We start from the raw sequence: 25,985 nt of genomic DNA, 5'->3' as shown, positions 1-25,985 counted from the left end.
GCGGACGCTCGGGTCCGGCGCGGATGAAACCGTCGTTATAGGGGGTGGGGAGACGACAATGAGGCACGGGGCGCGGCGGACGGTCGCACCCATGGAACCCGGCATGAGAAAAGGGCGCGGACCCCGTGCCCGCGCCCTTTCCCGGGAGATCACGAAGTCGTCAGGGCAGCGGGATGGTGAACTGGATTCCGCCCTGATGGCTGTCGGCGTGCTCGCCGAAGCGGCCACGATAGCCGAAGGCGACCTTCATTCCGGCCCAGTCGCCCTCGATGCCCGCGGCGGCGATCATGTGACCGCCGAACGGACCCTCGACGTCGCGATACAGCACTTGCGAGGGGCTGCCGGCGATCGAGGTGCCGACCGCGTCCGACCCGTCGTCGAGGTCGTCGCGATAGCCGCCTTCCAGGAAGATGGTCGTGCCGCCCTTGTGGGTCTCGGCCCGGATCGTCGCCTCGGCCGTGGTCGCGGTGACCGTGCGGTCCTCGTAGCGGTACTGCGCCGCCACGCCCTGCTCGAAGTAGCCCTCGACCTCGCTCGAGGTCCAGGTGATGGCGGCGCGCGGCGAGATGCGGAAGTCGTCGCCCCCGAACCAGAAGCCGGCCTGGGCGCGGGCGCCCACGCTCGACCCCCGGGTCTCGCCCGTGTGGACGATGGGTGCGAGCGTCGTCTGCCGGGTGATGTTCTCATAGTCGTCCACCCCCGCGCCGGCGGCGACGTTGGCGAAGACGTCGCCCGACCGCCAGCCCAGGGCCACGTCCACCGCATACGATTCGACGTCGAACGTCTGGCCGGGCGACGTCACCTCGGCGTTGCGGAACGAGGCGGACAGCGAGGCGCGCCACGTTTCCGACGGGCTCCAGACCAGGCCGCCGCGCGCGCCCCAGCCTTGCGAATCCGCCGATGGCACAAGGCCACGGGCGTCGAACTCGCTCGAATCGTAGAGCGCGCCGAAGGTCAGGCCGGCGCCGGCCTCCCAGCCGCGCGAGCCGGACAGGCCCTCGGACGAGGCGTCCAGCATGTCCTCACGGAACCGCATGGCCGTCTCGCCCTGCAGCGCCGTCTTCGCGCCGGCGTCGCCGTAGTAGAGATAGTCCTCGGCCAGCGTCGCCAGCAGGGCGTGGCCCGCCGCCGTCGGGTGCACTCCGTCCCAGTAGAAATAGGTGTTGGGCGAGGAGCAGACCGTCAGCGTCGTCTGGTTGAAGCAGGCGTCGACCACGTTGGTGAAGCCGAAGCTGCCGGGGCTGCCGGCGATGACGTCGCCGATCTTGTAGATGTCCATCAGGATGATGTTGGTGCCCGGACGGGCCGCGGCCGTGGTGAACAGCCCGGTGGAGAGGGCCCCGTTGAAGGTCGTCACGGCGAAGTCAGCCAGCGGCGCGGCCGCGAGGTTGGGCCCGGAGCGGAACTGCGGCGTCAGGCTGAGCTTGGGCAGGTTGGTCACCAGAATGGTGCCGGCCCCGGCCGTGGCCACGTTGTTGACGATGAAGTTCACGTCCGCCGCCGCCAGGGTGGCGACGTTCTGCATGAACGGCTGCGGCGTGCCGGACAGCACCGCCGGTCCGATTCCCTGGAAGATGTTGTTCGCGCCGCCCAGGATGCTGACCAGGTCGTTGGCGCCGAAGGTGCCGCCGGCCCCGGTGTAGGCCAGCAGCTGATTGCGCATGCCGGGCGGGAAGGCTGAGGCGTCGGTGCGCGCGCCGCCGTAGGCGTAGTTGATGCTGCCCGTCACCGGCGCGCCGGTCGCGGAAACGCCGGCGTTGAAGCCCAGCAGCTCGGTGAACACCGGCCCGTTGGAGAAGCGGCCGTTGAAGTAGAAGGCGGCGGGCGGCTGGGTGTTGAAGCTGGCGGCGTACAGGTTGCCGTTGTCGCTCAGGCTGTCGCCGAAGACGACCAGACGGCCATAGCTCTGGGCCGAGGCGGCCGAGGCCAGACCGCAAACGGCGGCGACGGCCAGCGCCGCGGGCGTGGCGGTGCGCAGAAGACGAGACATCGATGATCCTCCCTCGACCGTCGACTTTCGCGGTCGTTGGAGATCAGTGTGCGCCGGAATTTTCCTTGCGCAAGATGCCGTTGGGGAAGCCTGGGCTCAGTGTTGCAGCGGGCGCACGCGGTTCAGGTGACCCATCTTGCGTCCGGGCCGGGCCGGCGACTTGCCGTACAGATGGATGCGGAGGTCCGCCTTGCCCGACAGGGCGGCCCAGCGATCCACCTCGTCCCCCAGCAGATTGGTCATTTCGACGCGCGAATGCGGGAGCGTGGCGCCCAGCGGCCAGCCCATGACGGCACGGACGTGCTGTTCGAACTGGTCGCAGGCGCAGCCGTCCTGGGTCCAGTGACCGGTGTTGTGCACGCGCGGGGCGATCTCGTTGACCAGCAGACGCCCCTCGCCGAGGTCGAACAGCTCGATGCCGACGACGCCGACGTAGTCCAGCCCGTTCAGGACGGCCCGGGCGATGCGTCGGGCGGCCTTGTCCGTGCGGGCGTCCACTGCGGCCGGGGCGACGGTGGTGCGCAGCACGCCGCCCGCGTGGCGGTTTTCGCCCAGAGGATAGATCGCGACCGATCCGTCCGGGCCGCGCGCGGCGATGATCGACAGTTCCCGCACGAAGTCCGCGCGCGCCTCCAGGATGCACGGCCGGCCGCCCAGGGCGTCCCAGGCTTCCGCCGCGTCCCTGGTGGACTTGATCCAGACCTGCCCTTTGCCGTCATAGCCCTCGCGCCGGGTCTTCAGCAGGGCGGGCATCCCCAGCCTGTCCAGGCCCGCATGCAGGTCCTCGATCGTCGACACGGCATGGAAGGCCACCGTGGTGGCCCGCACCCCGTTCAGGAAGGTCTTCTCGTCCAGCCGGTCCTGCGCGACGGCCAGCGCCAAGGGGCCGGGCGCGACGCGCGCGCCTCCGGCCCGGATGCGGTCGACCGAGGCGGCCGGCACGTTCTCGAACTCGAAGGTGACGGCGTCGCAGACCCGGCCCATGACGTCCAGCGCGTTCGGATCGTCGTATGGAGCCACGATCTGGCCGCGCGAGACGCGGCCCGCCGGGCTGTTTTCCTCCGGATCGAGGATGACGACGTCGAAGCCCAGCCGGCTGGCGGCCTGCGACAGCATGCGGCCCAGCTGGCCGCCGCCCAGGATGCCCAGGGTCGAACCGGGGGGCAGGGCGTCCACTCAGTCCTCGACCGTCTCGTGGACCGCCTCGGTCTGGGCCTCGCGGAAGGCCTTCAGGCGTCCGCTCAGTTCCGCGTCGCCCAGGGCCAGGATCTGGGCCGCCAGAATGCCCGCGTTGGTCGCGCCCGCTTCGCCGATCGCCACGGTAGCCACGGGAACGCCGCCCGGCATCTGGACGATCGAAAGCAGCGAATCGAGGCCGCTCAGCGCCTTCGACTGCACGGGCACGCCGATCACCGGCAGTTCCGTCATGGAGGCCACCATGCCGGGCAGGTGCGCCGCGCCCCCGGCGCCGGCGATCACGACCTTGAAGCCCTCGGACGCCGCGCCGCGCGCGAACGAGACCAGACGGTCCGGCGTGCGATGGGCGGAGACGACCCGCGCGGTCCAGGCCACGCCCAGACGGTCAAGGGCGTCGGCGGCGCGCTTCATCGTCGGCCAGTCCGAACGGCTGCCCATGACGATGGCCACCTGAGCCGCTGCGGTCATGCGGAGCCCCTCGCGCGGAAAGCGCGGGGTTTACGGCGTTCGCGTTGCGCCCGCAACCGGGGCGGATAGGATCGCGGGGACGCCGCCGGCTGAGTCGCGTCCTTCCCGAGTGCGCCGTGTCCCTGTCCGCCGCCAAAGTCCGGTCCGACGCCGACCTGCTGGCCGAGGTGGAACGCCTGCGCGCCGAGGTGGCCGAGCTCCGCGCGCGCGCCGAGGCCGCCGAGGCGGCGGCCGATCACGACGTGCTGACTCCGACTCTGAACCGCCGCGGGTTCGTCGAGGCGTTGAACCGCGCCATGGCCTATTGCCGGCGTCACCGGACGCCTGCCTGCCTCCTCTATCTCGACCTGGACGGGTTCAAGTCGGTCAACGACGTCCTGGGCCATGCGGCGGGCGACGCGGCGCTGGTCCGCGTCGCGGAGCTGCTGGTCGCCAACCTGCGCGAATCCGACGCCGTGGGCCGTCTGGGCGGCGACGAGTTCGGCCTGCTGATGCTCAACGCAGGTCTGGACGAGGGACGCGAGAAGGCCCGTCGTCTTTCGGAAGCTCTGGCCGCCGAGGATTTCCGCTGGGAAGGCCACCCGGCCGTCCTGGGCGGGTCTTTCGGCGTCCGCGCCTTCGCGGCTCAGCAGGACCCCGAGGTCTGGCTGGCCGAGGCCGACGCGGCGATGTGGGTGCGCAAGCGCGGCCGCTAGGCGATGATGTCCGGCAGGATCCGCGCCTCGATCTTCACGATCTCGTCCCGCAGCGTCAGCTTCTTCCGCTTCAGGCGCGCGATCATCAGCTGATCCGGGATGGGCATGCGGCTCAGGGCGTCGATCGACGCGTCGAGGTCCGCATGCTCCTGCTGCAGCTCGGTCAGCCGCTTGCGCAGGGCCAGTTCGACTTCGTCGGGAACCTGTTCGTCGTTCATGAGCCTCGTCCGCGCGGCGGCTTATGTCACGCAGAGAGGCGTTCGGCCAGACGGGCCAGCACGGGCCGGGGCAGGGGGCCGCCCCAAGACCGCGACAGCCGGACCAGTTCGGGCAGGGGAGCACGGGGCGCGCCGGGCGGCCCGGTCAGCGCGGCGAGGTCCGCCAGCAGCCGCCGCTCGGCTTCCAACTCGACCGCCTTCACCTGCGCACGGACGGCCTCCCGCGCGTCGCCGTCCATGTCGATCAGCGGCGCCTTCAGCGCCCGGCGCACGGCGCGCAGCGGCGCGATGGCCTTTTCGCCCCAGACCCGCGCGACGTCGCAGGCCGCTTCGACCGTTTCGTCGTCCAGCGCGCGGCCGGTCGCGGCGCACCAGGCCCCGAACAGCAGCAGAGGCACGTTCTGTTCATCCCGATCCTGCAGGGACAGGCAGGTCTCGGCGACCCCCTCCCGGCCATAGGCCCGGACGGCCCACGCCCACAGAGCCGTCGCGTCGCTCATCCGGGACGCATGCCCGTCCAGCGACGCGTCGACGACCAGTTCAGTCCCAGCGCGTCCAGGGCCCGCCCGACCGACTGGTCGACCACTTCCTCAAGCGACGCGGGCCGGGCGTAGAACGCCGGCATCGGAGGGGCGATGATCGCGCCCATCTCGGCGAGCGCGGTCATGGTGCGCAAATGGCCCAGGTGCAGCGGCGTCTCCCGCACCATCAGCACCAGCGGCCTGCGTTCCTTGAGCGTCACGTCGGCGGCGCGGGTCAGCAGGGACGAGGTCACGCCCGTCGCGATTTCGCTCATCGTGCGCACCGAGCAGGGGGCCACGATCATGCCCAGCGTCCGGAAACTGCCCGAGGCGATCGAAGCCCCGACGTCCGCCAACCGGTGCGTCACGTCGGCGCGGGCCGCGAGGTCGTCGGCCGACAGCTCGGTCTCCTGCGACAGGGTCAGCAGGGCCGCCTTCGTGGCGACGAGATGGGTCTCGACGCCCAGCTCCCGCAGCGCCTCCAGCGCCCGCAAGCCGTAGATCACCCCCGAGGCGCCCGAGATTCCGACCACCACCCGGGGGCGTTCCGATACGGCTCCGTTCACATCATCGGCCATTTTCGCGTCCAGGCTGGATTCGGGCATCGCGCTTGGCGAGCGTCACCGGAATGTGATTCCACAGGTCGTCAATAGCGAGGCTCACTGCTCTTGTCCCTAAGACATGGAGGCGCAAGCCATGACCATCGAGGCTCGTATTCGCGAACTGGGAAACCGTCACCGCTCTCTGGAATCGGAGATTGAGCGCCAAACGGGCCGACCTGCCGCGGACTCGCTGCACTTGAAGGCGCTGAAGCTGCAGAAGCTCAGGCTGAAGGACCAGATCAACGCGCTGCAGGACGCGCGCTAGCGGATCGGCCCCGATCCGAAATCACCGACGGAACGGCGGCCCCGGGGATGATCCCCGGGGCCGTCTTCGTTTCGCGTCAGTCGCGTGTGCCGAAAACCGACTCGGCCGTGGGCTCGGCGCCCGGGCGCTCCCGCTCTTCCGGCACGAATTCCGGTTCGGCCGGGGTCTCTTCGGCCTGACCGGCGGCGGCCAGGGTCGCGCCGCCCGACTTCGCGTCGTCGCGCGCCTTCTTCTCGGCCGCCTTCTTCACCAGTTCGTCCAGCGCCAGCTGACCGACCAGACCCAGCGTCACGGGGTCCACCGGCTTGATGTTGGCCGTGTTCCAGTGCGTGCGGTTGCGAACGCTCTCGATGGTCGCCTTGGTGGTGCCCAGCATCTTGGCGATCTGGGCGTCGGTCACCTCGGGATGGTTCTTGACGAACCACATGATGGCGTCCGGACGGTCCTGACGGCGCGAGACGGGCGTGTACTTCGGCGCCGGCTTCGCCGACTTCAGCAATTCGGCGTGGCGGCTGACCACGGCCTTCATGCGATAGGAGTCGTCGTTCTGGGCCTTGTCCAGCTCCTCGCGGGTCAGCTGGCCGTTAACCAGCGGATCGGCCCCGCGGATGTCGCGCGCCACGTCGCCGTCGGCGATGCCCCGCACTTCCAGCGGATGCAGGCCGCAGAAGTCGGCGATCTGCTCGAAGGTCAGCGAGGTGTTCTCGACCAGCCAGACCGCGGTGGCCTTGGGCATGAGGATGTCGGTCATGACGTTTCCCTGCGGGGCGGCCGCAGCGAATGCGACGCGCCGGAAATGACGGCGCCCGACCTTTCGGCCGGGCGCGGAATGAAATCCCTATAGGTGGGTTCGTTCGAAAAGGGAACGAAAACCACGTCTGCAGGATCGCCGACGACTCCATACAGCCAAGGTTCATCTGGCAGGGTGAACAACGCTCCCCAGGACGCGTTTTGCGTCGGAGAGATTCTCGAGGAGGGAACCATGTCGATTGTCGAACTGGCCGCGGTGGCCATGCTCAGCCTGGCCGCCCAGGATCCGGCCTTCGCCCAGGATCCGGGGGCCCAACGGGTCGCCCCGCGGGGCAGCTATCGCGACAGCTGTCAGGAAGAATACGTCAACCGCGGCCGGCTGTACGCCGACTGCCGCGACCGCCAGGGCCGCATGCGCGGCACGTCGATCGAGCTGGCCCAGTGCGGCCCGTACAACATCGCCAACGACGACGGTCGCCTGGTCTGCGGGCCGCATCGCGGACAGTACGAGGATCGTCCGGGACGTCCGGGCGGCGGCTGGGGCGACGACCGTCCCGGCGGCGGCTGGGGCGGCGGCCGCGGCTCGGCGGTGATCTACACCGACGCCAACTTCCGCGGCGCGTCGCAACGGATCGACGGCGAGATGCCGAACCTGTCCAACACCGGGTTCAACGACCGCATCAGCTCGATCCAGCTGCGCGGCCGGTGGGAAGTGTGCACCGACGCCTACTTCCGCGGCTATTGCCAGACCCTCGACGGCGACGTCCGCAACCTCGGCAACACCGGCCTGAACGACCGCATCTCGTCCATGCGCCCGGTGCGCGGCGGAGGTCGCTGGTAGGTCAGACCGTCAGCACGATCTTGCCGACGTGGACGCCCGCCTCCAGCCGGAGGTGGGCGTCCCGCGCCCGGTCCAGGGGGAAGGTCGCGTCGATCGGCGGCCTGACCCGCCCGGCCGCGACCCACGGCCAGACGACCCGTTCGACCTCCGCGATCAGCCGCGCCTTTTCGTCCGCCGGCCGCGACCTCAGCGTCGATCCCGTCAGCACCTGACGCTTCAGCATCAGCCGCGTCAGGTCTATCTCCGCCAGCGCCCCCGACTGGGTCCCGATCACCACCCAGCGGCCGAAGGGGTTCAGCGCCGTCTGGTTCACCGCGGCATAGGCCGCGCCGACCATGTCCAGGATGACGTCCGCGCCGCCCGCCTCCCGCACCGCCGCTGCCAGATCGACCGCCGTCGCGTCCAGACTGACGTCCGCGCCCAGACTTGCCGCGGCCCGCGCCTTTTCGGCGCCGCGCGAGGTGGCGATCACGCGCGCCCCGTGCGCCTTCGCCATCCGGATCGCCGTGACGCCTATGCCGCTGGTGGCGCCATGGAGCAGCAGGGTCTCCCCGGCTTTCAGCGCCCCGGCCTCGAACACGTTGGCCCAGACGGTGATCACCGTCTCGGGGAGGGCGGCGGCCTTGATCAGGTCGAGACCTTCCGGAACGGGCAGCGCGTGTCGGGCGTCCACCACGGCCAGTTCCGCATAGCCGCCGCCGCCCAGCAGCGCGCAGACCTCCTCTCCGACGCGCCAGCGGGTCGCTCCCGCTCCCAGCGCGGCGACCGTCCCCGCGACTTCCAGTCCCGGAACGGCGCTGGCGCCCGGCGGCGGCGGATACAGACCTGCCCTCTGCAGCAGGTCTGGCCGGTTCACGCCCGCGGCCCGCACGTGGATCAGGATTTCGCCCGGGCCCGGCGTCGGATCGGGTAGCTCGACCATGCGCAGCGCTTCCGCCGGCCCCGACCCGCCCTCGATCCCGATCGCCCGCATCCGGCCCTCGCTGCTTGCCAATCGTCGCGCCCCGGCGCTTCATAGAGGGCTGCGCCGCTCGCCGCCAAGGAGGCCGTCATGTCGTTCGAGGATCTGGAGCCCCAGCGCGTTCGCGGTCCGTTGGCCGAACTGGGACGGGAGGACCTGGACCTGCACTCCGTCGAGGACTGTCAGGAGCGCATCGCCGCCCTGGAGGCCGAGATCGCCCGGACGCGCGCGGCCATGCAGCGCAAGGCCGAGCGCAAGTCGGCGGCTGACGCCCTGTTCAATTTCGGTCAGTGACGCGGGTGGGCGGCGCTGGCATGACCGTTGCACGCGCAAGGGCTGCGGGCCCCGTCCGTCCGCGCGTGCCAAGAGCGTTCCCGTATGCTGTCGATGGATTCCATGATTGACGACGCCGGTCCCGACGTCGCCTCCGGTCGGCCGCGTGCGGTCGTGGTGCGCGAGTTCGCCGCCTCCGAGCTGTTCGAGCGCACCTTCCGCGAGGGTATGGAACTGGTCGAGGAGGTCGCCGCATATCTGGACGGCGACGGGCGGCGGGAATCCAAGTTGCTCAGCCGCGCCGCCGCTCTGGCCTATGCCTCGGAAAGCATGTCTCTGACCACGCGCCTGATGCAGATGGCCTCATGGCTGCTGGTTCAGCGCGCGGTGCGCGAGGGCGACATGACCGCAGAAGCCGCCTGCGACGCGCGCTACCGTCTCGCCTCATTGCGCCTGCGCACCGAGCCCAGCCATCCGGATCTGCCGATCGCCCTGATCGAGCACGTCGTCCGCGCCGAGCGCCTGTACGAACGCGCCCTGCACCTCGACCGCCGCATGTACGTCGACGCGGAGGCCGAAGTTCCGGTGAACCCGGTGCTCAGCCAGATGGACCGGCTGACTGCGGCCTTCAGGAACTGATCCTTACGGCCCGACGTCGTTCTCGTCCGCGCGGCCGTCGATGACCGGGGCCGGCAGGTTCACCGCGATGCCCAGGGCGTCGGCCAGCTTGTCGTCGCGCTTGTAGACGTCCTCGCGGAACGCGACGCGGCCCTGACCGTCGACGAAGGCCGTCCAGTACAGCAGGCGCACCCCGATCTCGCGGCCCGTGGTCACGCGCGTGGTCCGGCGGTTGTCCTGCGCCGCGTCGAACTCGGCCAGCTTGACCGGATCGGGCGACAGCAGCAGGCGGGCGAAGTCGACCGCGCCCTGCACCCGCACGCAACCGTGAGAACGATGGCGATAGGCGTTGTTGAACGCCGCCTTGGACGGCGTGTCGTGCAGGAAGATGGCGTAGCTGTCCTGCAGCTCGAACTTGACGTAGCCCAGAGCCGAGCGCGGTCCGGCGCGCTGGATGACCGTCCCGTTCTGGATGTACATGTCGTTGGCGGCCAGATAGCCGGGGCCCTTGGGCAGGATTTCGTTCCGCGCGATGCCGGCGGGCACGTACCAGGGCGGATTGGCGACCACCGAGGCGAAGGGCCGCTCCAGGCTGGGCGTCTGGTTCGCCGGCGTGCCGACCACGACCCGGTTGGAATGAACCGGACGACCGTCCTTCCAGTAGACCATGATGGCCGCGGCGGTGTTCACCTCGATGCGCTCGTCGGGAACGTCGCGCGCCAGCCAGCGGCGGCGTTCGAGGTTCAGGGCGATCTGGCGGGCGCGGTTCTCGGCGCTGGCCGACAGCGAGCGCTGGGTGCCCGAACCGATGCGCGCGTCGCCCAGCAGCCCGTGCCGCACCTGGAAGCCGCGCACGGCCTCCTGCAGTTCCGGCCCGTAGACGATCCCCTCGGCCAGCAGGCGCGCGCCGTCCGGCGCCGAGATGTCGCCCTCCGCCATCAGGCGTTCGATCAGCACGGGGATGCGCGCGTCGCTCTGGCCGGGCTCGATGTTCGCGCCGACGCGGAACGTGGGCCAGCCGCCGCCGTCGCGGATCAGGCGGCGATAGCGGACGTAGCCGGCCGACAGGTTGGCGTAACCGATGTCCGTGGGGGCCAGTCCCTCGGCCCAGTCCAGCAGGGCGTCGCGCGCCAGGGCGTCGTGCAGGCCGGTCGGCAGGTCGACGCGGTTCTTGCGCATCTCCCACAGGTCCTCGACCATCTCGGGACGGATGCGACCTTCGGACAGGACGCGGCAGTAGGACAGCAGGGCGGCCGTCGTCAGCATCTCCGACCGGGCGCGGTCGGCGGCCAGCCTCGGGAAGTCGAAGTGATCGCCCTCGGCCAGCCCGTGGCGCTCCGCGCGCGAGGCCACGGTCCGCAGCTGCTGCAGGCGGGCGGGCGTCCACACGGGGGTCCAGCCGTTCTTCTCGTAGAAGGCGCGGACGTCCGGCTGCAGCGTGGCGGGCAGACGCGCCAGCTGATCGTTGAAGGTGTTGTAGAACTGGACCGCGTCGGGGTCCCGGGACTGGGCCATGGCCGGAGCGGCTGCGCCCGTCAGGGCCGCCATCGCGGCGCCCAAGCCCAATTCTCGACGATTCATGCTCGGTCCGTCTCACGGTTCCGGGCGACGGCGTTCGCCGCCCGCGCCCCATATGGGAAACGTCGGTCAGCTTATCGACGTTCCGGCCGAATCGAAAGCGCCGGCCCTTCCGGACCGGCGCTGCGGCGACGCGAAGTCGCATCCTGTGTCTCCGCGCACACGCGCGGAGGGCGTCACTTCTTGATGAAGCCGCCGAACTTGTTGTTGAACTTCGAGACGCGGCCGGCGCGGTCCATCAGATGGGCGTTGCCGCCGGTCCACGCCGGGTGCGTCAGCGGGTCGATGTCCAGGTTCAGCGTCGCGCCTTCCTTCTGATAGGTCGAGCGCGTCTGATAGGTGGTGCCGTCCGTCATCGTCACGGTGATGAAGTGGTAGTCGGGGTGGGTGTCGGCCTTCATGGCGATGATCCGGTCCAGAAACGCGCGGTGACGATGCCGACCGTCGGTGCGCTGAAATGACGTGAGCCGCAGACGGGGCCTGCGGCGAGCGCGGGCGTTTACACCGGAGACGGTTCCGGGGCAAGAGGCGCGGCCATGACCGACGCCCCCGCCTCCGCCGATCCCTCCGCCGCCGGCCGCCCCGGCGCCGGCGCCCAGCTGACCGAGAGGATGTCCGAGGCCGGCGAGCGTCGCGCGCGCAGCAAGGACGTCCGGCCGCTCGCGCGCCTGCTGCCCTATGCGGCGGCCCATTCGGGCCATGCGGGGATGGCGGCGCTGTGGCTGCTCCTGTCCACCGCCGCCTCGCTCGGCCTGACCGTGACGGCGCGGGGCGCCATCGACAACGGCTTCCTCAGCGGCGGCGCCGGCCTGAACTTCTGGTTCGGTCTGCTGGGCCTGAACGCCCTGTTCCTCGGCCTGGCCACGGCGTTCCGCTACTACTTCGTCACCCGCACGGGCGAGCGCATCGTCGCCGACCTGCGCGAGGGACTGTTCCGGCGCGTGCTGACCCTGGACCCCGGCTTCTACGTGAAGATGCGCACCGGCGAGGTGCTCTCGCGGCTGACCACCGACATCGCTCTCGTCGAGACGCTGCTGACAACGTCGGTCTCTTACGCCCTGCGCAACCTGTTGACGCTGATCGGAGCGATCATCCTGCTGTTCTTCGTCTCGCCCAAGCTGACCGGGCTGGTGGTTCTGATCGTGCCGGTCCTGATCGTGCCGCTTTTCCTGTTCGGTCGGGTCGTGCGCCGCCTGACGGTCAAGACCCAGGACGCCTTCGCCGAGGCCGTCGCCTCGGCCGGAGAGAGCGTGGACGGCGTCGAGACGGTCCAGGCCTTCGGGCGCGAGGCCACCGCCGTCCGCCGCTTCGAGGCGGCGGTCGAGGCGTCCTTCGCCACCTCGATCAGGCGCATGCAGGCCCGCGCCGTCATGACCGCTCTGATCATCGGCGTGATGTTCGGCGGCGTGACGCTGGTGCTCTGGCTCGGCGCCCAGGACGTGATCGCGGGCCGCATGAGCCCGGGCGCCCTGCTGCAGTTCGTCCTGCTGTCCACCTTCGCCGGCGGCGCCGTCGGCGCGCTGGGCGAAAGCTGGGGCGACGTCCAGAAGGCCGCCGGCGCCATGGAACGGATAGACGAGCTGATGCGGGCCGAGCCGCTGATCGCGGCTCCGGCGTCGCCTCGCGTCCTGCCCTCGCCGCCACGCGGCGAGGTTTCGATGTCCGGCGTCGACTTCGCCTATCCGGGCCGGCCGGACCTGCCGGCATTGAACGGCTTCTCCCTGACCGTGCGTCCCGGCGAGACCGTCGCCCTGGTCGGCCCGTCGGGCGCCGGCAAGTCCACCGTCTTCCGCTTGCTGCTGCGCTTCTACGACCCGCAGAGCGGCGTGGTGTTGGTCGACGGCGTCGACGTCCGCGAGGCCGATCCCGGTCAGGTGCGCGACCGCTTCGCCTGGGTCTCGCAGGAGGCGCCGCTGTTCTCCGGCTCCGCCGCCGAAAACGTGCGATTCGGCCGTGAGACAGCGACGGACGACGAAATCATGGACGCCGCCGGCCGTGCGCAGGCCCGAACCTTCATCGAGGCCCTGCCGCAGGGGTTCGACACCCCCTTGGGCGAGCGGGGCAAAACCCTGTCGGGCGGCCAGCGCCAGCGCCTGGCCATCGCCCGCGCGCTGATCCGCCATGCCCCCATACTGCTGCTGGACGAGGCCACCAGCGCCCTCGATTCGGAGAACGAACACCTGGTGCAGGCGGCGCTGGATCAGGCGATGGAGGAGCGCACCACTCTCGTCATCGCCCACCGTCTGGCCACGGTCCTGCGCGCCGACCGCATCGTCGTCATGGACGGAGGCCGGGTGGTGGAGGAGGGGACGCACCACGACCTGGTCGCCCGCGGCGGCCTGTATTCCCGTCTGGCCGAGCTTCAGTTCAGGGGCGAGTGAGGACGGGTCAGGCCGCCTGCAGCACCTTGCGCAGGTTCGCCTGCATGTCCGGGCCGCCCGCGACGATCTGCTTGCCGTTCAGCGGGTCGCCATCGGCGTCGACGGTGGTGACCACACCGCCCGCCTCGGTGACCAGCAGCACGCCGGCCGCCACGTCCCAGATGTTCAGGCCCCGCTCGTAGAAGGCGTCGTACCGGCCGCAGGCGGTCCAGGCCAGGTCCAGCGAGGCGGCGCCGAGGCGGCGGATGCCGGCCACGCGCTGGCCCACGCCGTGCAGGTCCTTGATCGCCTGCGCATGGCCGGGACGTCCCAGGAAGGGCAGGCCGGTCGAGATCAGGCCGTCGGCCAGGTCCTTGCGCCCCGACACGCGGATGCGCGTGTCGTTCAGGTGCGCGCCTTTGCCCTTCTCGGCCCAGAACATCTCGTTCTGCACGGGGTTGTAGGTCACGCCCGCCACGATCTCGGCGCGGCCGTCGTGGTCGGTGCGCTGCAGGGCCACGGTGATCGCGAACTGCGGCATGGCGTGCATGAAGTTGGTCGTGCCGTCGATGGGATCGACGATCCAGGTGTGGGTCTTGTCCGTCCCCTCGATCATGCCGCGCTCCTCGCCCAGGAAGCCGTAGCCGGGGCGGGCCTTGGTCAGCAGTTCGAACAGGGTCTGCTCCGCCTTGACGTCCGCGGCGGTGACGAAGTCCGCAGGCCCCTTGCGCGACACCTGAAGCTGGGCGACCTCGCCGAAATCGCGGACCATCGGACGGGCGGTCTTGCGGACCGCGTCCATCATCACTTGCAAGAGGGCGGAGGCGAGGGCCATGGGGATCTCCTGGTCCGCATGACCTCAAAGGCGCGCGGCCCGGTCATGCGGAGAAGTTCAAACGCTGACGGCCCCGGTCGGAGCCGCGGAAGTCAGTCCGCGCGGCGGACGTATTCGCCCGTGGTCGTGTCGACGACGATGCGCTCGCCGGCCGACATGTAGGGCGGGATCATGATGCGCACGCCGTTGTCGGCGATGGCGGGCTTGTAGGAGGACGAGGCCGTCTGGCCCTTCACCGTCGGCTCGGTCTCGGCGACGGTCAGGGTGACCTGCTCCGGCAGCTCCAGTCCGATCGGACGCTCTTCGTGCATCTCGATGACGACCTTCATGCCCTCCTGCAGGTAGGGGATGCGCTCTTCGCCCACCCAGTCCTTCTGCAGCTCGATCTGCTCGTAGGTGGCGTCGTCCATGAACACCAGGCTGTCGCCGCCGTCGTACAGGTAGGAGAAATCCTTCTGCTCCAGCGTGACGCGCTCGACCTTGTCTTCCGAGCGGAAGCGCTCGTTCAGCTTGTTGCCGGTTTCGAGGTTCTTGGCCTCGACGTTGGCGAAGGCGCCGCCCTTGCCGGGCTTGACGTGGCTGGCCTTGGTCACGACCCACAGGCCGCCGTTGTGCTGGAGCACCATGCCCGGCTTGATGGTGTTGCCGTTGATCTTGGCCATCGGAGAATTCGCTGTCTGGAGGCGCGGCCGACGCGGCGCGCGGAACGGGCGCAGTCCCTAGAGGATCGGCCGGGTCCGGGCAAGGACGGTCAGTGCAGCGTCGCCCGATCCTCGACGCGGTTGGCGATCCGCGTGGTGGCGCCGAACGGGGCCGCCAGCTTGCCCGCGCCAACGTCCACGCGGCGCGCCTCGTGGGCGAACGCGGCCGCCAGCCCCGCCGACGTCATCGCCGCCGCGATCTGGCCCGCGCGGCTGGACGGGCGGAAGGCCAGCAGCGCCGCATTGGCCGCCTGCGCCACCGCCCACAGCGACAGGGCGGTCGTACGCTCCTTGCGCGACGGCGCGTTCCAGACGCGAAGGGCCGAGAGCGTCGTGGCGGAGAACACCGCCGGGATCAGCAGGCCGAGGGAGCCGCGCGGTCGCTCGGTGACCGGGCCCTCACGCCGCAGCGCCTGCGCCCGGCTGCGCCGGCGCGGCTCTACGACGCCCTTGGCCAGAGCGGCCGAGGCGAGAGCGAAGCCTACCGTCAGCGCCAGACCGAGCGCGACATGGTGCGCCGGGCGGTCTCCCGCGTTCAGGAACTCCGCCGCGCCGTCCAGCGCCTGGTCCAGGGTGTCTTCGACGCTCATGCGGGGCCTCCTCGGTTGACGGAGGGAAAAGCCCGCGACCGCGCCGGCGGTTCCGCTCAGCCCGCGCCCATGAAGGGCAGGGCGCGCAGGGCATAGGCGACCGCGGCCACCGCTCCGGCCGATGCGAGGGAGAGCCCGAGGAACCAGGCCAGCCTTCGCCACAAGGGCGGGGGCGGCGTCCCCGGCTCGGCGGGAGGCCGGGGTCTAATGATAGCCGCTCTCCGCATCGACCTTTCCCCGGAAGACCCAGTAGACCCAGGCCGTGTAGGCCAGGATCATGGGGATGATCACGACCGCGCCGACGAGCATGAGCCCCAGGGCGTTGTCGGGCGCCGCCCCCTGCCGGAAGTCGATCGCATAGGGCACGACGTAGGGCATGAAGCCGACCGCCAATCCCAGGTAGCCTGACAGAAACACCACCAGCGCGCCGACGAACGGTCTCACGTGCGAGCCGCGCCTCAGGCCCGCAAAGACCAGTCCCAGACCGACGAGGCCCAGCCCCGGGATGGCCAGGCGCGGCGCCAGCATGTCCCAGCGGATCTGCATCTCCGCCACGTCGACGCCCCAGCGCAGGCCGACGCGGTGATGCACCAGCAGGGTTGCGACGCTGACGAGGACCAGCAGGACGGCGGTCGCCGCCGCCGACCATCGCGCCCAGCGGCGGGCGTCGCCGTGCAGGTCGTCCTTCGTCTTGAGCATCAACCACGTCGCGCCCAGAAGGGCGTATCCCGCGGTCAGGCCGCATGCGACCAGCAGGGTGTAGGGCGTCAGCCAGTCGAACTGGCCGCCGGCGAACCGGTCGTCGATCACGGTCACGCCCTGGATGAAGCCGCCCAGGATCAGCCCTTGCGCGAAGGTGGTCAGCATCGAGCCGCCGGCGAACATCCGCGTCCAGAAGGCCCGGCCCCGCCTGCGCGCCCGAAAGCGGAACTCGAACGCCACGCCCCTCAGGATCAGCCCGCCCAGCATCAGCAGCACCGGCAGGTAAAGCGCGGGCATCAGGATCGAGTAGGCCAGCGGGAAGGCCGCCAGCAGTCCCCCGCCGCCCAGCACCAGCCAGGTCTCGTTGCCGTCCCACACCGGGGCGACGGTGTTCATCATCACGTCCCGGTCCTCCTTGGACCGCGCGAACGGAAACAGGATGCCGATGCCCAGATCGAACCCGTCCAGCAGGACGTAGAGCAGCACGGCCACCGCCAGCAGCCCGGCCCAGATCAGCGGAAGGTCCGGGCTCATGACGGGTCTCCCGGCGCGTCTTCGGGGGCCTTGGCCAGGGCCCAGCCCGGCGGTCTGTCCTGACGCGGCTCCGGCTCGGTCACCGCCGCCACCGGCCCCTCCGCCATCAGGCGCAGGATGAACAGGGCGCCTGCGGTGAACACGATGGCATAGACGACGACGTAAGCCGTCAGCGACGTCGCCACCTGACTGGCCAGCACGGGCGACACGGCGTCCGCCGTCCGCAGCACGCCATAGACCACCCAGGGCTGGCGACCGACCTCCGTCACCATCCAACCGGCCAGCACGGCGATGAAGCCGGATGGCCCCATGGCCACCGCGAAGCGCAGAAAGGCGGGGCTCGCGAACACCTTCATGCGCAACGTGAGCCATGCGCCCCACAGGCCGAGGGCGATCATCAGCAGGCCCAGCCCCACCATGATGCGGAAACCGAAGAAGGGAATGACCGGCGGCGGCTGGTCCGCGACGGCATAGGCGTCCAGCCCCGTGATCGCCTCGTCGCGCGGCACGTTCTGGACGACGTTGCCCAGCCCGGGGATCGCGACCTCGAAATGATTGTCCTGAACGCGCCGGTCGGGGATCCCGAACAGGATCAGCGGCTGATCCGGACGGGTCTCCCAGTAGCCCTCGATGGCGGCCAGTTTGGACGGCTGATGCTCGTGAGCCACCTCGCCCGACCAGTGGCCGACCACAAGCTGCAGCGGGGCGACGACGGCCAGCAGGCCTATGGCCATGACGAGCCCGACCCGGCTCTCCACGACCCCCGGGTGGTGCGGGTTCCGGCGGGCCTTCAGCAAGTGCCATGCGGATACGGCGCCGACCACGAGCGCCGTCGTCAGGAAGGCCGCCAGCAGCATGTGCGCCAGGCGCGACGGGAAGCTGGGATTGAAGATCACCTGCCAGAAGTCCGTCGCCACGAACCGTCCGTCTGGCAGGATTTCGAACCCGGCGGGCGTCTGCATCCAGCTGTTGGCCGACAGGATCCAGAAGGCCGAGATCGTGGTGCCGATCGCCACCAGCACGGTCGAGAGGAAGTGCAGCTTGTTGCCCACCCGGCTCCAGCCGAACAGCATGACGCCCAGGAACGACGCCTCGAGGAAGAAGGCCGTCAGCACCTCATAGGCCAGCAGCGGGCCGATGACCCCGCCGGTCAGGCGGATGAACTCCGACCAGTTGGTGCCGAACTGGTAGCTCATCACCACGCCGGACACGACGCCCATGCCGAAGCTCAGGGCGAAGATCTTGATCCAGAACAGGTACAGCGTCTTGAACGCGTCCCGCTTCGTCCACAGCCACAGCCCCTCCAGCACCGCCAGAAAGGCCGCCAGCCCGATGGTGAAGGCCGGAAACAGGATGTGGAACGCGATCGTGAACGCGAACTGCATCCGAGAGAGCAGCAGGGCGTCGAAGTCCATCAGGCGACCGCTCCGGATTTCATGGAGTGGTGAATATTTCGGACGGGCCGTCGTGGCCAGTCGGCATGGGGTCGCAGGGCGAACGCCTCACGTCCCGAACGGATCACTCGTCGTCAGAAGCGGGATCAAGATCCGCCGGATCGAACGCATAGTCCAGCAGGTCGCCGGGGGTGCACTCCAGCGCCGCGCAAAGTCGCGCCAGGGTGCGGAAGCGGATGCCCTTCACCTTGCCCGACCGGAAGAGGGACAGCTGCGTCTCCGACAGTCCGACCTCCTGGGCCAGGTCCTTGGCCTTCAGCCCCTTGCGGACGATCAGCGCGTCCAGCGTCACGCGCACGGGCATCAGATCATCTCGTCCAGCTCGGCCTGCACCCGGCCGGCCTGTTCCATGACCCGGCCCAGCAGAAACAGCGCGCCCCCGATCATGCCCAGGGTCATCCCCGCCACGTCGAAGTGCAGCCAGCCGCCGCGGCCGCCTTCCAGCACGCGGGCCAGGTTGGTCACCAGGAAGACGCTGGTCACCCCCCCGGTCCCCAACGCCAGACCCACACGTCTCAGCGCGCTGGCCAACGTCGTCTGGATCAGACGGCCACGCGCCAGCTGGCCCATCGCCCGGCCGATCGACCAGACGGCGAACAGATAGAAGACGGTCGGCGAGGCGAACAGCACGCCGTTGATCCAACCCGGCGGCGGGGCGCCGTCGCGGACGGCGATCATGGCGGGAAAGATCAGGTGGATCAGTGCCAGCAGCAGGCCCACGCTCACCACCATGAACACCGCCAGCCAGCGGAACTGGCCGCACATGGCGCGGAAACGGGTGAGGTCGGCTTGGCTCACGAGGGGCTCCGAAGCTGTCTGATCTTTAATCTTGACTTAAACGCGGTCGCTTTGCAACTTTAGCTCGGAGTTAAACAAGCGAGGCGGCTCATGGCGGCGATCGAGACACGGGGCCTGATGCGCAGGTTCGGCCGGCACACCGCCGTCGACTCCGTTTCGATGACGGTGCCGGAGCGCGCCGTCTACGGCTTCCTCGGGCGTAACGGCGCGGGCAAGACCACGACCCTCAAGATGCTGCTGGGCCTGCTGAAGCCCACGGCCGGTTCGGCGCGCGTCGGAGGCGTAGACGTCGCCGCGGACCGCATCGCCGCGGCCCGCAAGACCGGGGCTCTTCTTGAGGCGCACGGCTTCTACGCCAACCTCTCGGGGCGCGAGAACCTCGACCTGACCCGCACCCTGCTGGGCCTTCCCGCCGCCGAGGTCGACCGGGTTCTGGAGGTGGTCGAGATGACGGAGAACGGCCGCCGCCGCGTCTCGGACTATTCGCTGGGCATGCGCCAGCGGCTGGGTCTGGCCCGCGCCATGCTCGGCGCGCCGCCGGTGCTGATCCTCGACGAACCGACCAACGGGCTCGACCCCGACGGCATCGCCGACATGCGCCGCTTCCTGAAGTCCCTGCCGGATCGCACCGGCGCGACCGTCCTGCTGTCGAGCCATCTGCTCAGCGAGATCGAACAGACCGCCACCCACGTCGGCATAGTGCACGAGGGGCGGCTGGTGCTGGAGGGGGAACTGGCACGGCTGAAGGCGGATCAGGCGCCGGAGATCGCCCTGCGCGTCGACGACGCCGCCAAGGCGACGCGGGTGCTGCGCGGCCACGACCTGACGGTCGTCGCGGGCGACGGCGGTCTGATCGCCCGCCTGCGACCGGGCGAGGATCACGACGCGGTCGTCGCGGCGCTCACCCGCGCGATGGTCGGCGCAGGGGTCGGCGTCTTCGCCATCGGCGCGCGCGCCCGCTCGCTGGAAGGAATCTATCGCCAGGCCTCGGCGCCCGACGCCGTGCCGGCACGCAGCAAGGAGCTCGCCTGATGCTGACCGCCCTGATCGTAGAGGCCCGCAAGCTGAACCGCTCGCTGGCCCTGCTGCTGGCCGTCGCCGCGCCCTGCCTGATCGGCGTCTTCATCTTCTTCAACATGTTGCGCGGAAAGGCGCCCATGGCATGGGAGATGTGGATGGGCAGTTCGGCCGGCATATGGGCCTTCTTCATGCTGCCCATGAGCGTGACCGCCCTGACGGCGCTGGTCGCGCACATGGAGCATGGGCCGAAGGCCTGGGATCATCTGCGCGCCCTGCCTCGACCGCGGTGGACGACCTATGCCGCCAAGGCCGCGTGCGTGCTGCTCCTCGTCGCCGCCATGAGCCTGCTCAACCTCGCCGTGACCTGGGGCGCCGTCCGGGCTGCCGCAACGATCAAACCGGTGCTCGAGCCGACCGGCGATCTCGCCCTGATGCAGCATCTCACCGTCGTGGGGCGCATGTGGCTTGCGGCGATCCTGCTGACGGCGATCCAGTTCTGGACCGCCATGCGGTTCGCCAGCTTCGTGCCCGCCCTCGCGATCGGCATCGGCGGCACCTTCTTCTCCGTCGTCGCGACGGCGGCCGAGGCGGGCGTCTTCTTCCCTTGGCAGATGCCGGTGAACATGCTGGCGACCGAGGCGTGGCGCGTGAATGTGGCCCTCGGTCTGGGCGGCGGGCTGGGGGCCCTGGTCCTGATCCTCGCCCTGAGCCACCTCAGCGCGCGGGAGGTCAGGTGACGGGGATCACTTCCCCGTCGCCGATCCGTCCGGCCCGATCTCGCCCAGCGACGACTGGATGTAGTTCGGCTCGCCCATCATCTCGATCAGCTTGAACTGGTTCTCGAGGAAGTCGATGTGCTCCTCGGTGTCCGACAGGATGTGCTGCAGGATCTCGCGGCTCACGTAGTCGCGGGCCTCCTCGAACTGGGCGATTCCGGCGATCAGGGTCTCGCGCCCGCCGCGTTCCAGCTGCAGGTCGGCGCCCAGGCATTCGACCACGGTTTCGCCGATCTTCAGCTTATGCAGGTCCTGCAGGTTCGGCAGGCCGTCGAGAAACAGCACCCGCTTGATCAGCATGTCGGCGTGCTTCATCTCGCCGATGCTCTCGTCGTAGATCACCTTGCCGAGATGCTTCAGGCCCCAGCTTTCGAACATGCGGGCGTGCAGAAAGTACTGATTGACCGCCGTCAGCTCGTTGGTCAGCACCGCGTTGAGCGTGCGGATGATCGCGGGGTCGGCCTTCATGAGCGCTGTCCTTGATGCGGGTCGGCCGGGGAGGGCCTCGAGTCACGACAGGATAACACGCGCCCAGAGGAAGTGTTCACCTGCGAACACTTCTCATCACATTGAAAATGCGAGTGAAAGTCGGAAGCGCCTATTCCGCCGCCATGGCGTAGGCCCGACAGGTCTCGTCGATCATCTTCCGCATGTCGCATACGCACTTGGCGCACTGGGCCTGGCACTTGTGGCGAGCGAAGACGTCGCGCGGACGCGTCGCCCCGGCCTCGATGGCCTGCCGGACGTCACGCTGGCGAAGACCGTTGCAGTTGCAGACGTACACGCGGGCGAACTCGATCAAGATGCGACTGGTTCGCTTTAACAGGTTCGTTCCGACGATTGCAAGTCGTTCGCATGGGCGCGCCATCCATTCGCCACGGACTGCGGCTGAGCTTCCTCGACGGAGGGATTTCATGAAACCACTGGCGAGCCTCGCGCTCACGTTGGCGGCGGCGGTCGCCGGCGCGGCGGCAGGAGCGGCGTCGCGGGCCGATCGGGGACCTTCGCTCCCGGCCTTCGCCGACGTCGCCGACCTCGAGGGCTTCCTGCAGAGGAGGTCGGATCTGCTGGACGCTTCGGCGCGGCAGCACACCGATGAGGCGGTCGAGTTGCATATGTTCGCCTCGGAGGCCGCCGCGGCGCCGCCGGATGCCGGATACTCGGAAGACTCGTCCATCACGAACGTGCAGGAGGTCGGCGTCGACGAGGGCGGCTTGGTCAAGGCGCGGGGGGATCTCCTGGTCGTGCTGAGGCGCGGCCGTCTCTTCACCATCTCGACGGCCGACGGCGGCATGCGCGCGATCGACCGGATCGACGCCTTCCCACCGGGCGCCGACGCTCGCGGCGCCTGGTACGACGAGCTTCTGCTGGCGGGCGACCATGCCCTGGTCATCGGCTACGACTACCTGGCCGGGGCAACGGAGATCGTGCGCTTCGACCTCTCTCCCGAGGGCCGCCTCGCCTTCCGCGACGCGCACCAGATCCGGACGGCCGATTACTACTCGAGCGGCAACTTCGCCAGTCGATTGATCGGCGACCGGCTCGTCCTCTACGCGCCTCTGCCGCTGGAGGTGCGTCGGCGGAGATCTGACCGCGTCCTGGCCGAAGACGTGCTGCCCGCGATGCGGCGCTGGAGCGCGGACCGCGACGCCCCTTGGCGCACCATCGCCGGCCCCCGCGACATTCATCTCTCCGCCGCGGACCGCGCGTCGCCCCTCGAGGCCCAGGTCCTTCATGCCGTGACGGTTTGCGACGTCGGCAGCGTGCCGCTCGACTGTCGCGCGCGCGGCGTCGTCGGCGGAGACGCGCGGACCTTCTACGCCTCGGCCGACGCCCTCTACCTGTGGGCCGCTCGCCCGGGTCCACGAGGATCGTGGCGTGCGGCGACTCCCGCGACGCTGGTGCGGCTTCCCTTGGCGGAGGGCGCTCCGCAGGCGATCGCCGCCCGGGGCATGCCCGTCGACCAGTTCTCGTTCAGGGAGCGGGCCGGGGCGCTGGAGGTTCTCATCGCCGACGAGGGGACCGGCGATGCGATGTGGCCGGGAGGCGCGGCCGGAAGCCTGCATCTGCTGCAGCTCCCGCTCCATCGGTTCGGCGACGGATCCGGCGTCGTGCGCGATCCCGAGATGCGCCGCCTGCACGATCAGGTCGGCGATTCCTGGTCGATCCGGAACCGCTTCGTGGGCGACCATCTGCTGATCGGCGCCGACCTCGGGGAAAGGAAGAGCGTCCTTCTGGTGGCCTCACTGGACGGCCACGGCGTGACCCGGCTGGACATGACCGGCCGCATGGGGCGGATCGAGCCCGTCGGGACGGACGCCCTCGTCGTGACCGGGCACGAACATACGACCCTGAACCTGGTGGACCTGTCTGAGGAGGGGCGGATCGCAGCCAGACTGTCCGGTCTGGAAGGCGCCGAAGCGGAGTCCCGCAGTCACGGCTTCTTCTTCAGAAGCGACCCGGGCGCGGGCGGCCGGCGCGGCGCCTTGGCCCTGCCGCTGATCGACTGGAGCCGGGATCCGTCCGCGGACCTGACCGAACGGGTTTCCATGATCTTCGTCCGCCGGGAAGGGGCGACTCTCACGGGCCTCGGCGCGCTGGGCGGAGCGCGGCGCAGAGGCTTCGACGACGGCTGCCGGGCATCGTGCGTGGATTGGTACGGCGATGCGCGGCCGATCTTCCTCGGAGACCGCATGTTCGCCCTTCTGGGCTACGAGCTGGTGGAAGGTCGGCTGGACGGACGGGGAGTGCATGAGGTGGCGCGGCTGGACTTTTCGCCCCCGGCCTCACGTGGGGATTGACCGCGGAGCGGGCGCGGCGCATCGGCGGATCATGTCCCGCCCCCCCGTCGCCCGTCCGGCGTGTCGCCTGTATCTCATCACCCCGTCGGCGATCGACGATCTCGAAGGGTTCGCCGACCTGCTGGAAGCGGCGCTGGACGCCGGCGACGTGGCGGCCCTGCAGATCCGCCTCAAGCCGGCTTCTGACGCGGCGATCGAGCGGGCCGTCCGGCGGCTGGGGCCGATCGCCCGGGCGCGGGGGGTGGCCGTGATCCTGAACGACCGGCCGGATCTGGCGGCCGCTTTGGGCTGCGACGGCGTCCATGTGGGTCAGGGCGACGCCCCTGTGGCGCAGGCCCGCCGGCTGATGGGGCCTCACGCCATGATCGGCGCGACCTGCCACGACAGCCGGCATCTGGCGATGGAAGCCGCGGAGGCGGGGGCCGACTACGTCGCCTTCGGCGCCTTCTTCCCCACGGCGACGAAGGAGACGACCCACCGCCCCGACCCGGAGATCCTGACCATCTGGCAGGAGACCATGGAGGTGCCCTGCGTCGCCATCGGCGGGATCACCCCGGACAACGCCGGCGATCTGGCGCGGGCGGGCGCGGACTTCGTGGCCGTCAGCGCGGCGGTCTGGAAGCATCCGGAAGGTCCGGCCGCGGCGGTTCGGGCGTTCGATCGAGCGCTGACCGGGATCGCAGGGGATCGTTAGGGAACCTGTGGTTCATTCAGGGACATCCGTCCGCCCGAGTGACCTCCCCATGCCCCTGAGCCGCGCGCTCGACCTCGCCGAACCCGCGTCCGACGCGGCGCCTTCGCGCGCGGAGGCGCCACCGGTCGCACAGGGCGCGTCGGCCTTTTTCGCCCAGCCGCTGGTGCCGATCCTGACCGCCATGGGCGTGCTGATCCTGGTGGTCGCGGCGATCAACTTCGCGCGCTCGGCAGGTCTGGTCGCGGCGCTGTGGGGCGCCGGGGGCCTGGCCGTCGCGGTGTGGCTGAGAACGTCCCGGGACCGGGCGTACGACCTGTGCCTCGGCGGCCTGCTGGCGGTCGGCATCATGGCGGGCGAGGTGCTTGCCGGAAATCCGCCGGGCCTGTCGGTCATGTTCACCGCCGCCAACATGATCGAGATCGTGGGCGCGGTGGTGCTGGTGCGCCGCTTCGCCCCGACCCTGAATCTGTCGACCGTGGACGGCGCCATCCGCTTCCTGATGGCCGGCGCGGTGCTCGCGCCCATTCCCGCGGCGGCCTTTTCGGCGATCTGGCTGACGGTCACCGCGGGCGCCGATCCCCTGACCTCCTTCCAGACCTGGTGGTTCGGTCACGCCCTGGGCCTCGCCGTCTTCGGGGCCTTCGGCGTGTCGCTGACGCGCCCTCACCTGGCCGTGCTGAAGCGGCCGTGGCGGGCCCTCGAGGCCGCCTTGCTGATGGCTCTGGTGGCGGCCGTCACGGTCGCCGTGTTCGTGATGATCCGCTCGCCCATGGGGTTCGCCATCATCCCGGTGATGATCCTGGTCGCGGCGCGTCTGCGCATTCTCGGCACGGCCGCGGCGCTGGTGATCGTCACCCTGACGGCCGTCGGCGGCGCCATGGCCGGGGTCGGCCCGTTCAGCGGACCCAACGTCGACCTGGCCGACCGGGCGCTCATGGCCCAGACCATGGTCTTCCTTGGCTGCCTGCCGATCTTCCTGATCGCGGCCTTGCTTGAGGAGCGCGACGCCCTGACCGAACGGGCCCGTCTCGGGCGCGTGCGGGCCGAGGCGGCTTCGGAAGCCAAGTCCCGCCTGCTGGCCAACGTGGCCCACGAGATCAAGAGCCCCATCGGCGGCGTGATCGGGATCGGCGACCTCTGGAAGGGCGGCCAGCTCGGGCCCGTCACCGAACAGCAGGCCGAGATGGCCGACATGATGGTGCGCACCGCGCGCCAGGTCGAGGCGCTGGCTCACGACCTGCTGGACGTCGCCCGGGCCGAAGCGGGCGCCGTGAAGGTCGACCTGCGCCCCACCGACGTGCCCGGCCTGCTGGAGGACGTCCGCCGTACGGTCGCCCTGCGCCCCGAGGCGGCCAATCTGCGCTTTGAGATGGACTGCGCCGGCGACGGTCTGGTCGCCCTGGCCGACTCCCAGCGTCTGGCCCAGGTCATCGGCAACCTGGCCAGCAATGCGGTCAAGTACGGGGCCGAGGGCGGCGTGGTGCGGTTCGCCACGCGGCGCATCCCCCGCGGCGTCCGCATCGAGGTCATCGACCGCGGTCCGGGCCTGACGCCGGAGAAGCAGGCCCAGCTGTTCGAGCCGTTCAATCGCCTGGGCCTTGAGCGGTCGGCGATCGAGGGTCACGGCATCGGCCTGGCCCTCGCCAAGCGCCTCACCGAGCTGCAGGGCGGCGTGATCGGGGTGGAGTCCACGCCGGGCGCGGGCGCGACCTTCTGGATCGAGCTGCCGGCCGCCTGACGTCC

General features: G+C 70.1%; 30 protein-coding genes. 11 read left to right on the top strand and 19 right to left on the bottom strand.

Annotated features, from left to right (window positions below):
• Positions 1-160: 160 nt before the first annotated feature.
• From EFJ44_RS12685 to purE, 3 genes are all read right to left on the bottom strand, one after another.
• Complete coding sequence (locus EFJ44_RS12685; RefSeq protein WP_125257593.1) at positions 161-1,990, bottom strand: SGNH/GDSL hydrolase family protein; 1,830 nt, start codon at positions 1,988-1,990, stop codon at positions 161-163.
• A 96-nt stretch (positions 1,991-2,086) separates the two neighbouring features.
• Complete coding sequence (locus EFJ44_RS12680) at positions 2,087-3,166, bottom strand: 5-(carboxyamino)imidazole ribonucleotide synthase (protein WP_125257592.1); 1,080 nt, start codon at positions 3,164-3,166, stop codon at positions 2,087-2,089.
• On the bottom strand, positions 3,167-3,655 hold the full coding sequence (purE, locus tag EFJ44_RS12675; RefSeq protein WP_125257591.1) for a 5-(carboxyamino)imidazole ribonucleotide mutase: 489 nt from the start codon (positions 3,653-3,655) through the stop codon (positions 3,167-3,169). It abuts the gene before it with no gap.
• A gap of 116 nt (positions 3,656-3,771) precedes the next feature.
• On the opposite strand from purE, the gene EFJ44_RS12670 reads away from it, so the two are divergent.
• Positions 3,772-4,350 (top strand): GGDEF domain-containing protein, encoded by a 579-nt coding sequence (locus EFJ44_RS12670; RefSeq protein ID WP_164511917.1) that lies wholly within the window; start codon positions 3,772-3,774, stop codon positions 4,348-4,350.
• Here EFJ44_RS12670 and EFJ44_RS12665 read toward each other — a convergent pair.
• Genes EFJ44_RS12665 through EFJ44_RS12655 form a run of 3 tightly spaced genes read right to left on the bottom strand, consistent with a single transcriptional unit; the run spans position 4,347 to position 5,667 of the window.
• A complete protein-coding gene (locus EFJ44_RS12665; protein WP_125257590.1) occupies positions 4,347-4,568 on the bottom strand; it encodes a YdcH family protein in 222 nt (73 codons plus the stop codon). The genes EFJ44_RS12670 and EFJ44_RS12665 overlap by 4 nt on opposite strands.
• Before the next feature lie 26 nt (positions 4,569-4,594).
• On the bottom strand, positions 4,595-5,068 hold the full coding sequence (locus EFJ44_RS12660) for a TIGR02444 family protein (protein ID WP_125257589.1): 474 nt from the start codon (positions 5,066-5,068) through the stop codon (positions 4,595-4,597).
• Positions 5,065-5,667, bottom strand: a complete 603-nt coding sequence (locus EFJ44_RS12655) for a UbiX family flavin prenyltransferase (protein WP_125257588.1) — start codon at positions 5,665-5,667, stop codon at positions 5,065-5,067. Before EFJ44_RS12655 ends, EFJ44_RS12660 begins: the two co-directional genes overlap by 4 nt.
• Positions 5,668-5,785: 118 nt before the next feature.
• On the opposite strand from EFJ44_RS12655, the gene EFJ44_RS12650 reads away from it, so the two are divergent.
• On the top strand, positions 5,786-5,956 hold the full coding sequence (locus EFJ44_RS12650; protein WP_125257587.1) for a YdcH family protein: 171 nt from the start codon (positions 5,786-5,788) through the stop codon (positions 5,954-5,956).
• Positions 5,957-6,032: 76 nt separating this feature from the next.
• Here EFJ44_RS12650 and EFJ44_RS12645 read toward each other — a convergent pair whose 3' ends face one another.
• The gene (locus tag EFJ44_RS12645; protein ID WP_125257586.1) at positions 6,033-6,707 is read right to left on the bottom strand and encodes a DUF1013 domain-containing protein; all 675 of its coding nucleotides are present in this window, start codon (positions 6,705-6,707) and stop codon (positions 6,033-6,035) included.
• A 231-nt stretch (positions 6,708-6,938) separates the two neighbouring features.
• Here EFJ44_RS12645 and EFJ44_RS12640 point away from each other — a divergent pair, with 231 nt between their 5' ends.
• Complete coding sequence (locus EFJ44_RS12640; protein ID WP_125257585.1) at positions 6,939-7,547, top strand: beta/gamma crystallin-related protein; 609 nt, start codon at positions 6,939-6,941, stop codon at positions 7,545-7,547.
• A 1-nt stretch (position 7,548) separates the two neighbouring features.
• Here EFJ44_RS12640 and EFJ44_RS12635 read toward each other — a convergent pair whose 3' ends face one another.
• Positions 7,549-8,520, bottom strand: a complete 972-nt coding sequence (locus tag EFJ44_RS12635) for an NAD(P)H-quinone oxidoreductase (RefSeq protein ID WP_125257584.1) — start codon at positions 8,518-8,520, stop codon at positions 7,549-7,551.
• A gap of 78 nt (positions 8,521-8,598) precedes the next feature.
• On the opposite strand from EFJ44_RS12635, the gene EFJ44_RS12630 reads away from it, so the two are divergent.
• The gene (locus EFJ44_RS12630; RefSeq protein ID WP_125257583.1) at positions 8,599-8,802 is read left to right on the top strand and encodes a DUF1192 domain-containing protein; all 204 of its coding nucleotides are present in this window, start codon (positions 8,599-8,601) and stop codon (positions 8,800-8,802) included.
• Between the two features lie 102 nt (positions 8,803-8,904).
• On the top strand, positions 8,905-9,420 hold the full coding sequence (rcdA, locus tag EFJ44_RS12625) for a protease adaptor protein RcdA (protein WP_125257582.1): 516 nt from the start codon (positions 8,905-8,907) through the stop codon (positions 9,418-9,420).
• A 3-nt stretch (positions 9,421-9,423) separates the two neighbouring features.
• Here the strand turns inward: rcdA and EFJ44_RS12620 are convergent, their stop codons facing one another.
• On the bottom strand, positions 9,424-10,980 hold the full coding sequence (locus EFJ44_RS12620) for a L,D-transpeptidase family protein (RefSeq protein ID WP_125257581.1): 1,557 nt from the start codon (positions 10,978-10,980) through the stop codon (positions 9,424-9,426).
• A 173-nt stretch (positions 10,981-11,153) separates the two neighbouring features.
• A complete protein-coding gene (gene rpmE, locus EFJ44_RS12615) occupies positions 11,154-11,378 on the bottom strand; it encodes a 50S ribosomal protein L31 (protein ID WP_125257580.1) in 225 nt (74 codons plus the stop codon).
• A gap of 135 nt (positions 11,379-11,513) precedes the next feature.
• Between rpmE and EFJ44_RS12610 the strand changes: the two genes are divergently transcribed.
• Complete coding sequence (locus EFJ44_RS12610) at positions 11,514-13,358, top strand: ABC transporter transmembrane domain-containing protein (protein WP_125257579.1); 1,845 nt, start codon at positions 11,514-11,516, stop codon at positions 13,356-13,358.
• A gap of 7 nt (positions 13,359-13,365) precedes the next feature.
• Here the strand turns inward: EFJ44_RS12610 and EFJ44_RS12605 are convergent, their stop codons facing one another.
• The 7 genes from EFJ44_RS12605 to EFJ44_RS12570 form a co-directional block, all read right to left on the bottom strand.
• Entirely contained in the window at positions 13,366-14,172 is an 807-nt protein-coding gene (locus EFJ44_RS12605; protein WP_125257578.1) for an inositol monophosphatase family protein, read from the bottom strand.
• A 92-nt stretch (positions 14,173-14,264) separates the two neighbouring features.
• A complete protein-coding gene (gene efp, locus EFJ44_RS12600; protein WP_125257577.1) occupies positions 14,265-14,834 on the bottom strand; it encodes an elongation factor P in 570 nt (189 codons plus the stop codon).
• 89 nt (positions 14,835-14,923) lie between these two features.
• Positions 14,924-15,463 (bottom strand): TspO protein, encoded by a 540-nt coding sequence (locus tag EFJ44_RS12595; RefSeq protein ID WP_125257576.1) that lies wholly within the window; start codon positions 15,461-15,463, stop codon positions 14,924-14,926.
• 204 nt (positions 15,464-15,667) lie between these two features.
• Positions 15,668-16,699, bottom strand: coding sequence for a cytochrome d ubiquinol oxidase subunit II (cydB, locus tag EFJ44_RS12585; protein ID WP_125257574.1), 1,032 nt, complete (start codon positions 16,697-16,699; stop codon positions 15,668-15,670).
• A complete protein-coding gene (locus EFJ44_RS12580; RefSeq protein ID WP_125257573.1) occupies positions 16,696-18,114 on the bottom strand; it encodes a cytochrome ubiquinol oxidase subunit I in 1,419 nt (472 codons plus the stop codon). The genes cydB and EFJ44_RS12580 overlap by 4 nt, the downstream gene beginning before the upstream one ends.
• Before the next feature lie 103 nt (positions 18,115-18,217).
• Positions 18,218-18,457 (bottom strand): helix-turn-helix domain-containing protein, encoded by a 240-nt coding sequence (locus tag EFJ44_RS12575; RefSeq protein WP_125257572.1) that lies wholly within the window; start codon positions 18,455-18,457, stop codon positions 18,218-18,220.
• Positions 18,457-18,951: a DUF2975 domain-containing protein gene (locus EFJ44_RS12570; RefSeq protein WP_125257571.1), complete on the bottom strand. Its 495-nt coding sequence runs from the start codon at positions 18,949-18,951 to the stop codon at positions 18,457-18,459. Before EFJ44_RS12570 ends, EFJ44_RS12575 begins: the two co-directional genes overlap by 1 nt.
• Before the next feature lie 90 nt (positions 18,952-19,041).
• On the opposite strand from EFJ44_RS12570, the gene EFJ44_RS12565 reads away from it, so the two are divergent.
• Together EFJ44_RS12565 and EFJ44_RS12560 are read left to right on the top strand one after the other, a co-directional pair.
• Complete coding sequence (locus EFJ44_RS12565; RefSeq protein WP_241209802.1) at positions 19,042-19,983, top strand: ABC transporter ATP-binding protein; 942 nt, start codon at positions 19,042-19,044, stop codon at positions 19,981-19,983.
• The gene (locus tag EFJ44_RS12560) at positions 19,983-20,708 is read left to right on the top strand and encodes an ABC transporter permease (protein WP_125257570.1); all 726 of its coding nucleotides are present in this window, start codon (positions 19,983-19,985) and stop codon (positions 20,706-20,708) included. Before EFJ44_RS12565 ends, EFJ44_RS12560 begins: the two co-directional genes overlap by 1 nt.
• Before the next feature lie 6 nt (positions 20,709-20,714).
• On the opposite strand, the gene bfr is transcribed toward EFJ44_RS12560, so the two are convergent.
• Positions 20,715-21,215: a bacterioferritin gene (gene bfr, locus EFJ44_RS12555; protein ID WP_125257569.1), complete on the bottom strand. Its 501-nt coding sequence runs from the start codon at positions 21,213-21,215 to the stop codon at positions 20,715-20,717.
• A gap of 130 nt (positions 21,216-21,345) precedes the next feature.
• Positions 21,346-21,531: a (2Fe-2S)-binding protein gene (locus EFJ44_RS12550; protein WP_125257630.1), complete on the bottom strand. Its 186-nt coding sequence runs from the start codon at positions 21,529-21,531 to the stop codon at positions 21,346-21,348.
• Between the two features lie 130 nt (positions 21,532-21,661).
• On the opposite strand from EFJ44_RS12550, the gene EFJ44_RS12545 reads away from it, so the two are divergent.
• Genes EFJ44_RS12545 through EFJ44_RS12535 form a run of 3 tightly spaced genes read left to right on the top strand, consistent with a single transcriptional unit; the run spans position 21,662 to position 25,980 of the window.
• The gene (locus EFJ44_RS12545) at positions 21,662-23,548 is read left to right on the top strand and encodes a beta-propeller domain-containing protein (protein ID WP_164511916.1); all 1,887 of its coding nucleotides are present in this window, start codon (positions 21,662-21,664) and stop codon (positions 23,546-23,548) included.
• A 31-nt stretch (positions 23,549-23,579) separates the two neighbouring features.
• A complete protein-coding gene (thiE, locus tag EFJ44_RS12540; RefSeq protein WP_125257567.1) occupies positions 23,580-24,242 on the top strand; it encodes a thiamine phosphate synthase in 663 nt (220 codons plus the stop codon).
• A gap of 49 nt (positions 24,243-24,291) precedes the next feature.
• Entirely contained in the window at positions 24,292-25,980 is a 1,689-nt protein-coding gene (locus tag EFJ44_RS12535) for a sensor histidine kinase (protein ID WP_125257566.1), read from the top strand.
• The last annotated feature ends 5 nt before the right edge of the window (positions 25,981-25,985 follow it).

The organism is Brevundimonas fluminis (assembly GCF_003934285.1).
Taxonomy (GTDB): domain Bacteria; phylum Pseudomonadota; class Alphaproteobacteria; order Caulobacterales; family Caulobacteraceae; genus Brevundimonas; species Brevundimonas fluminis.
Note: the sequence above shows the minus strand (reverse complement) of the source record. Positions and strands in the feature narration are given on the sequence as shown.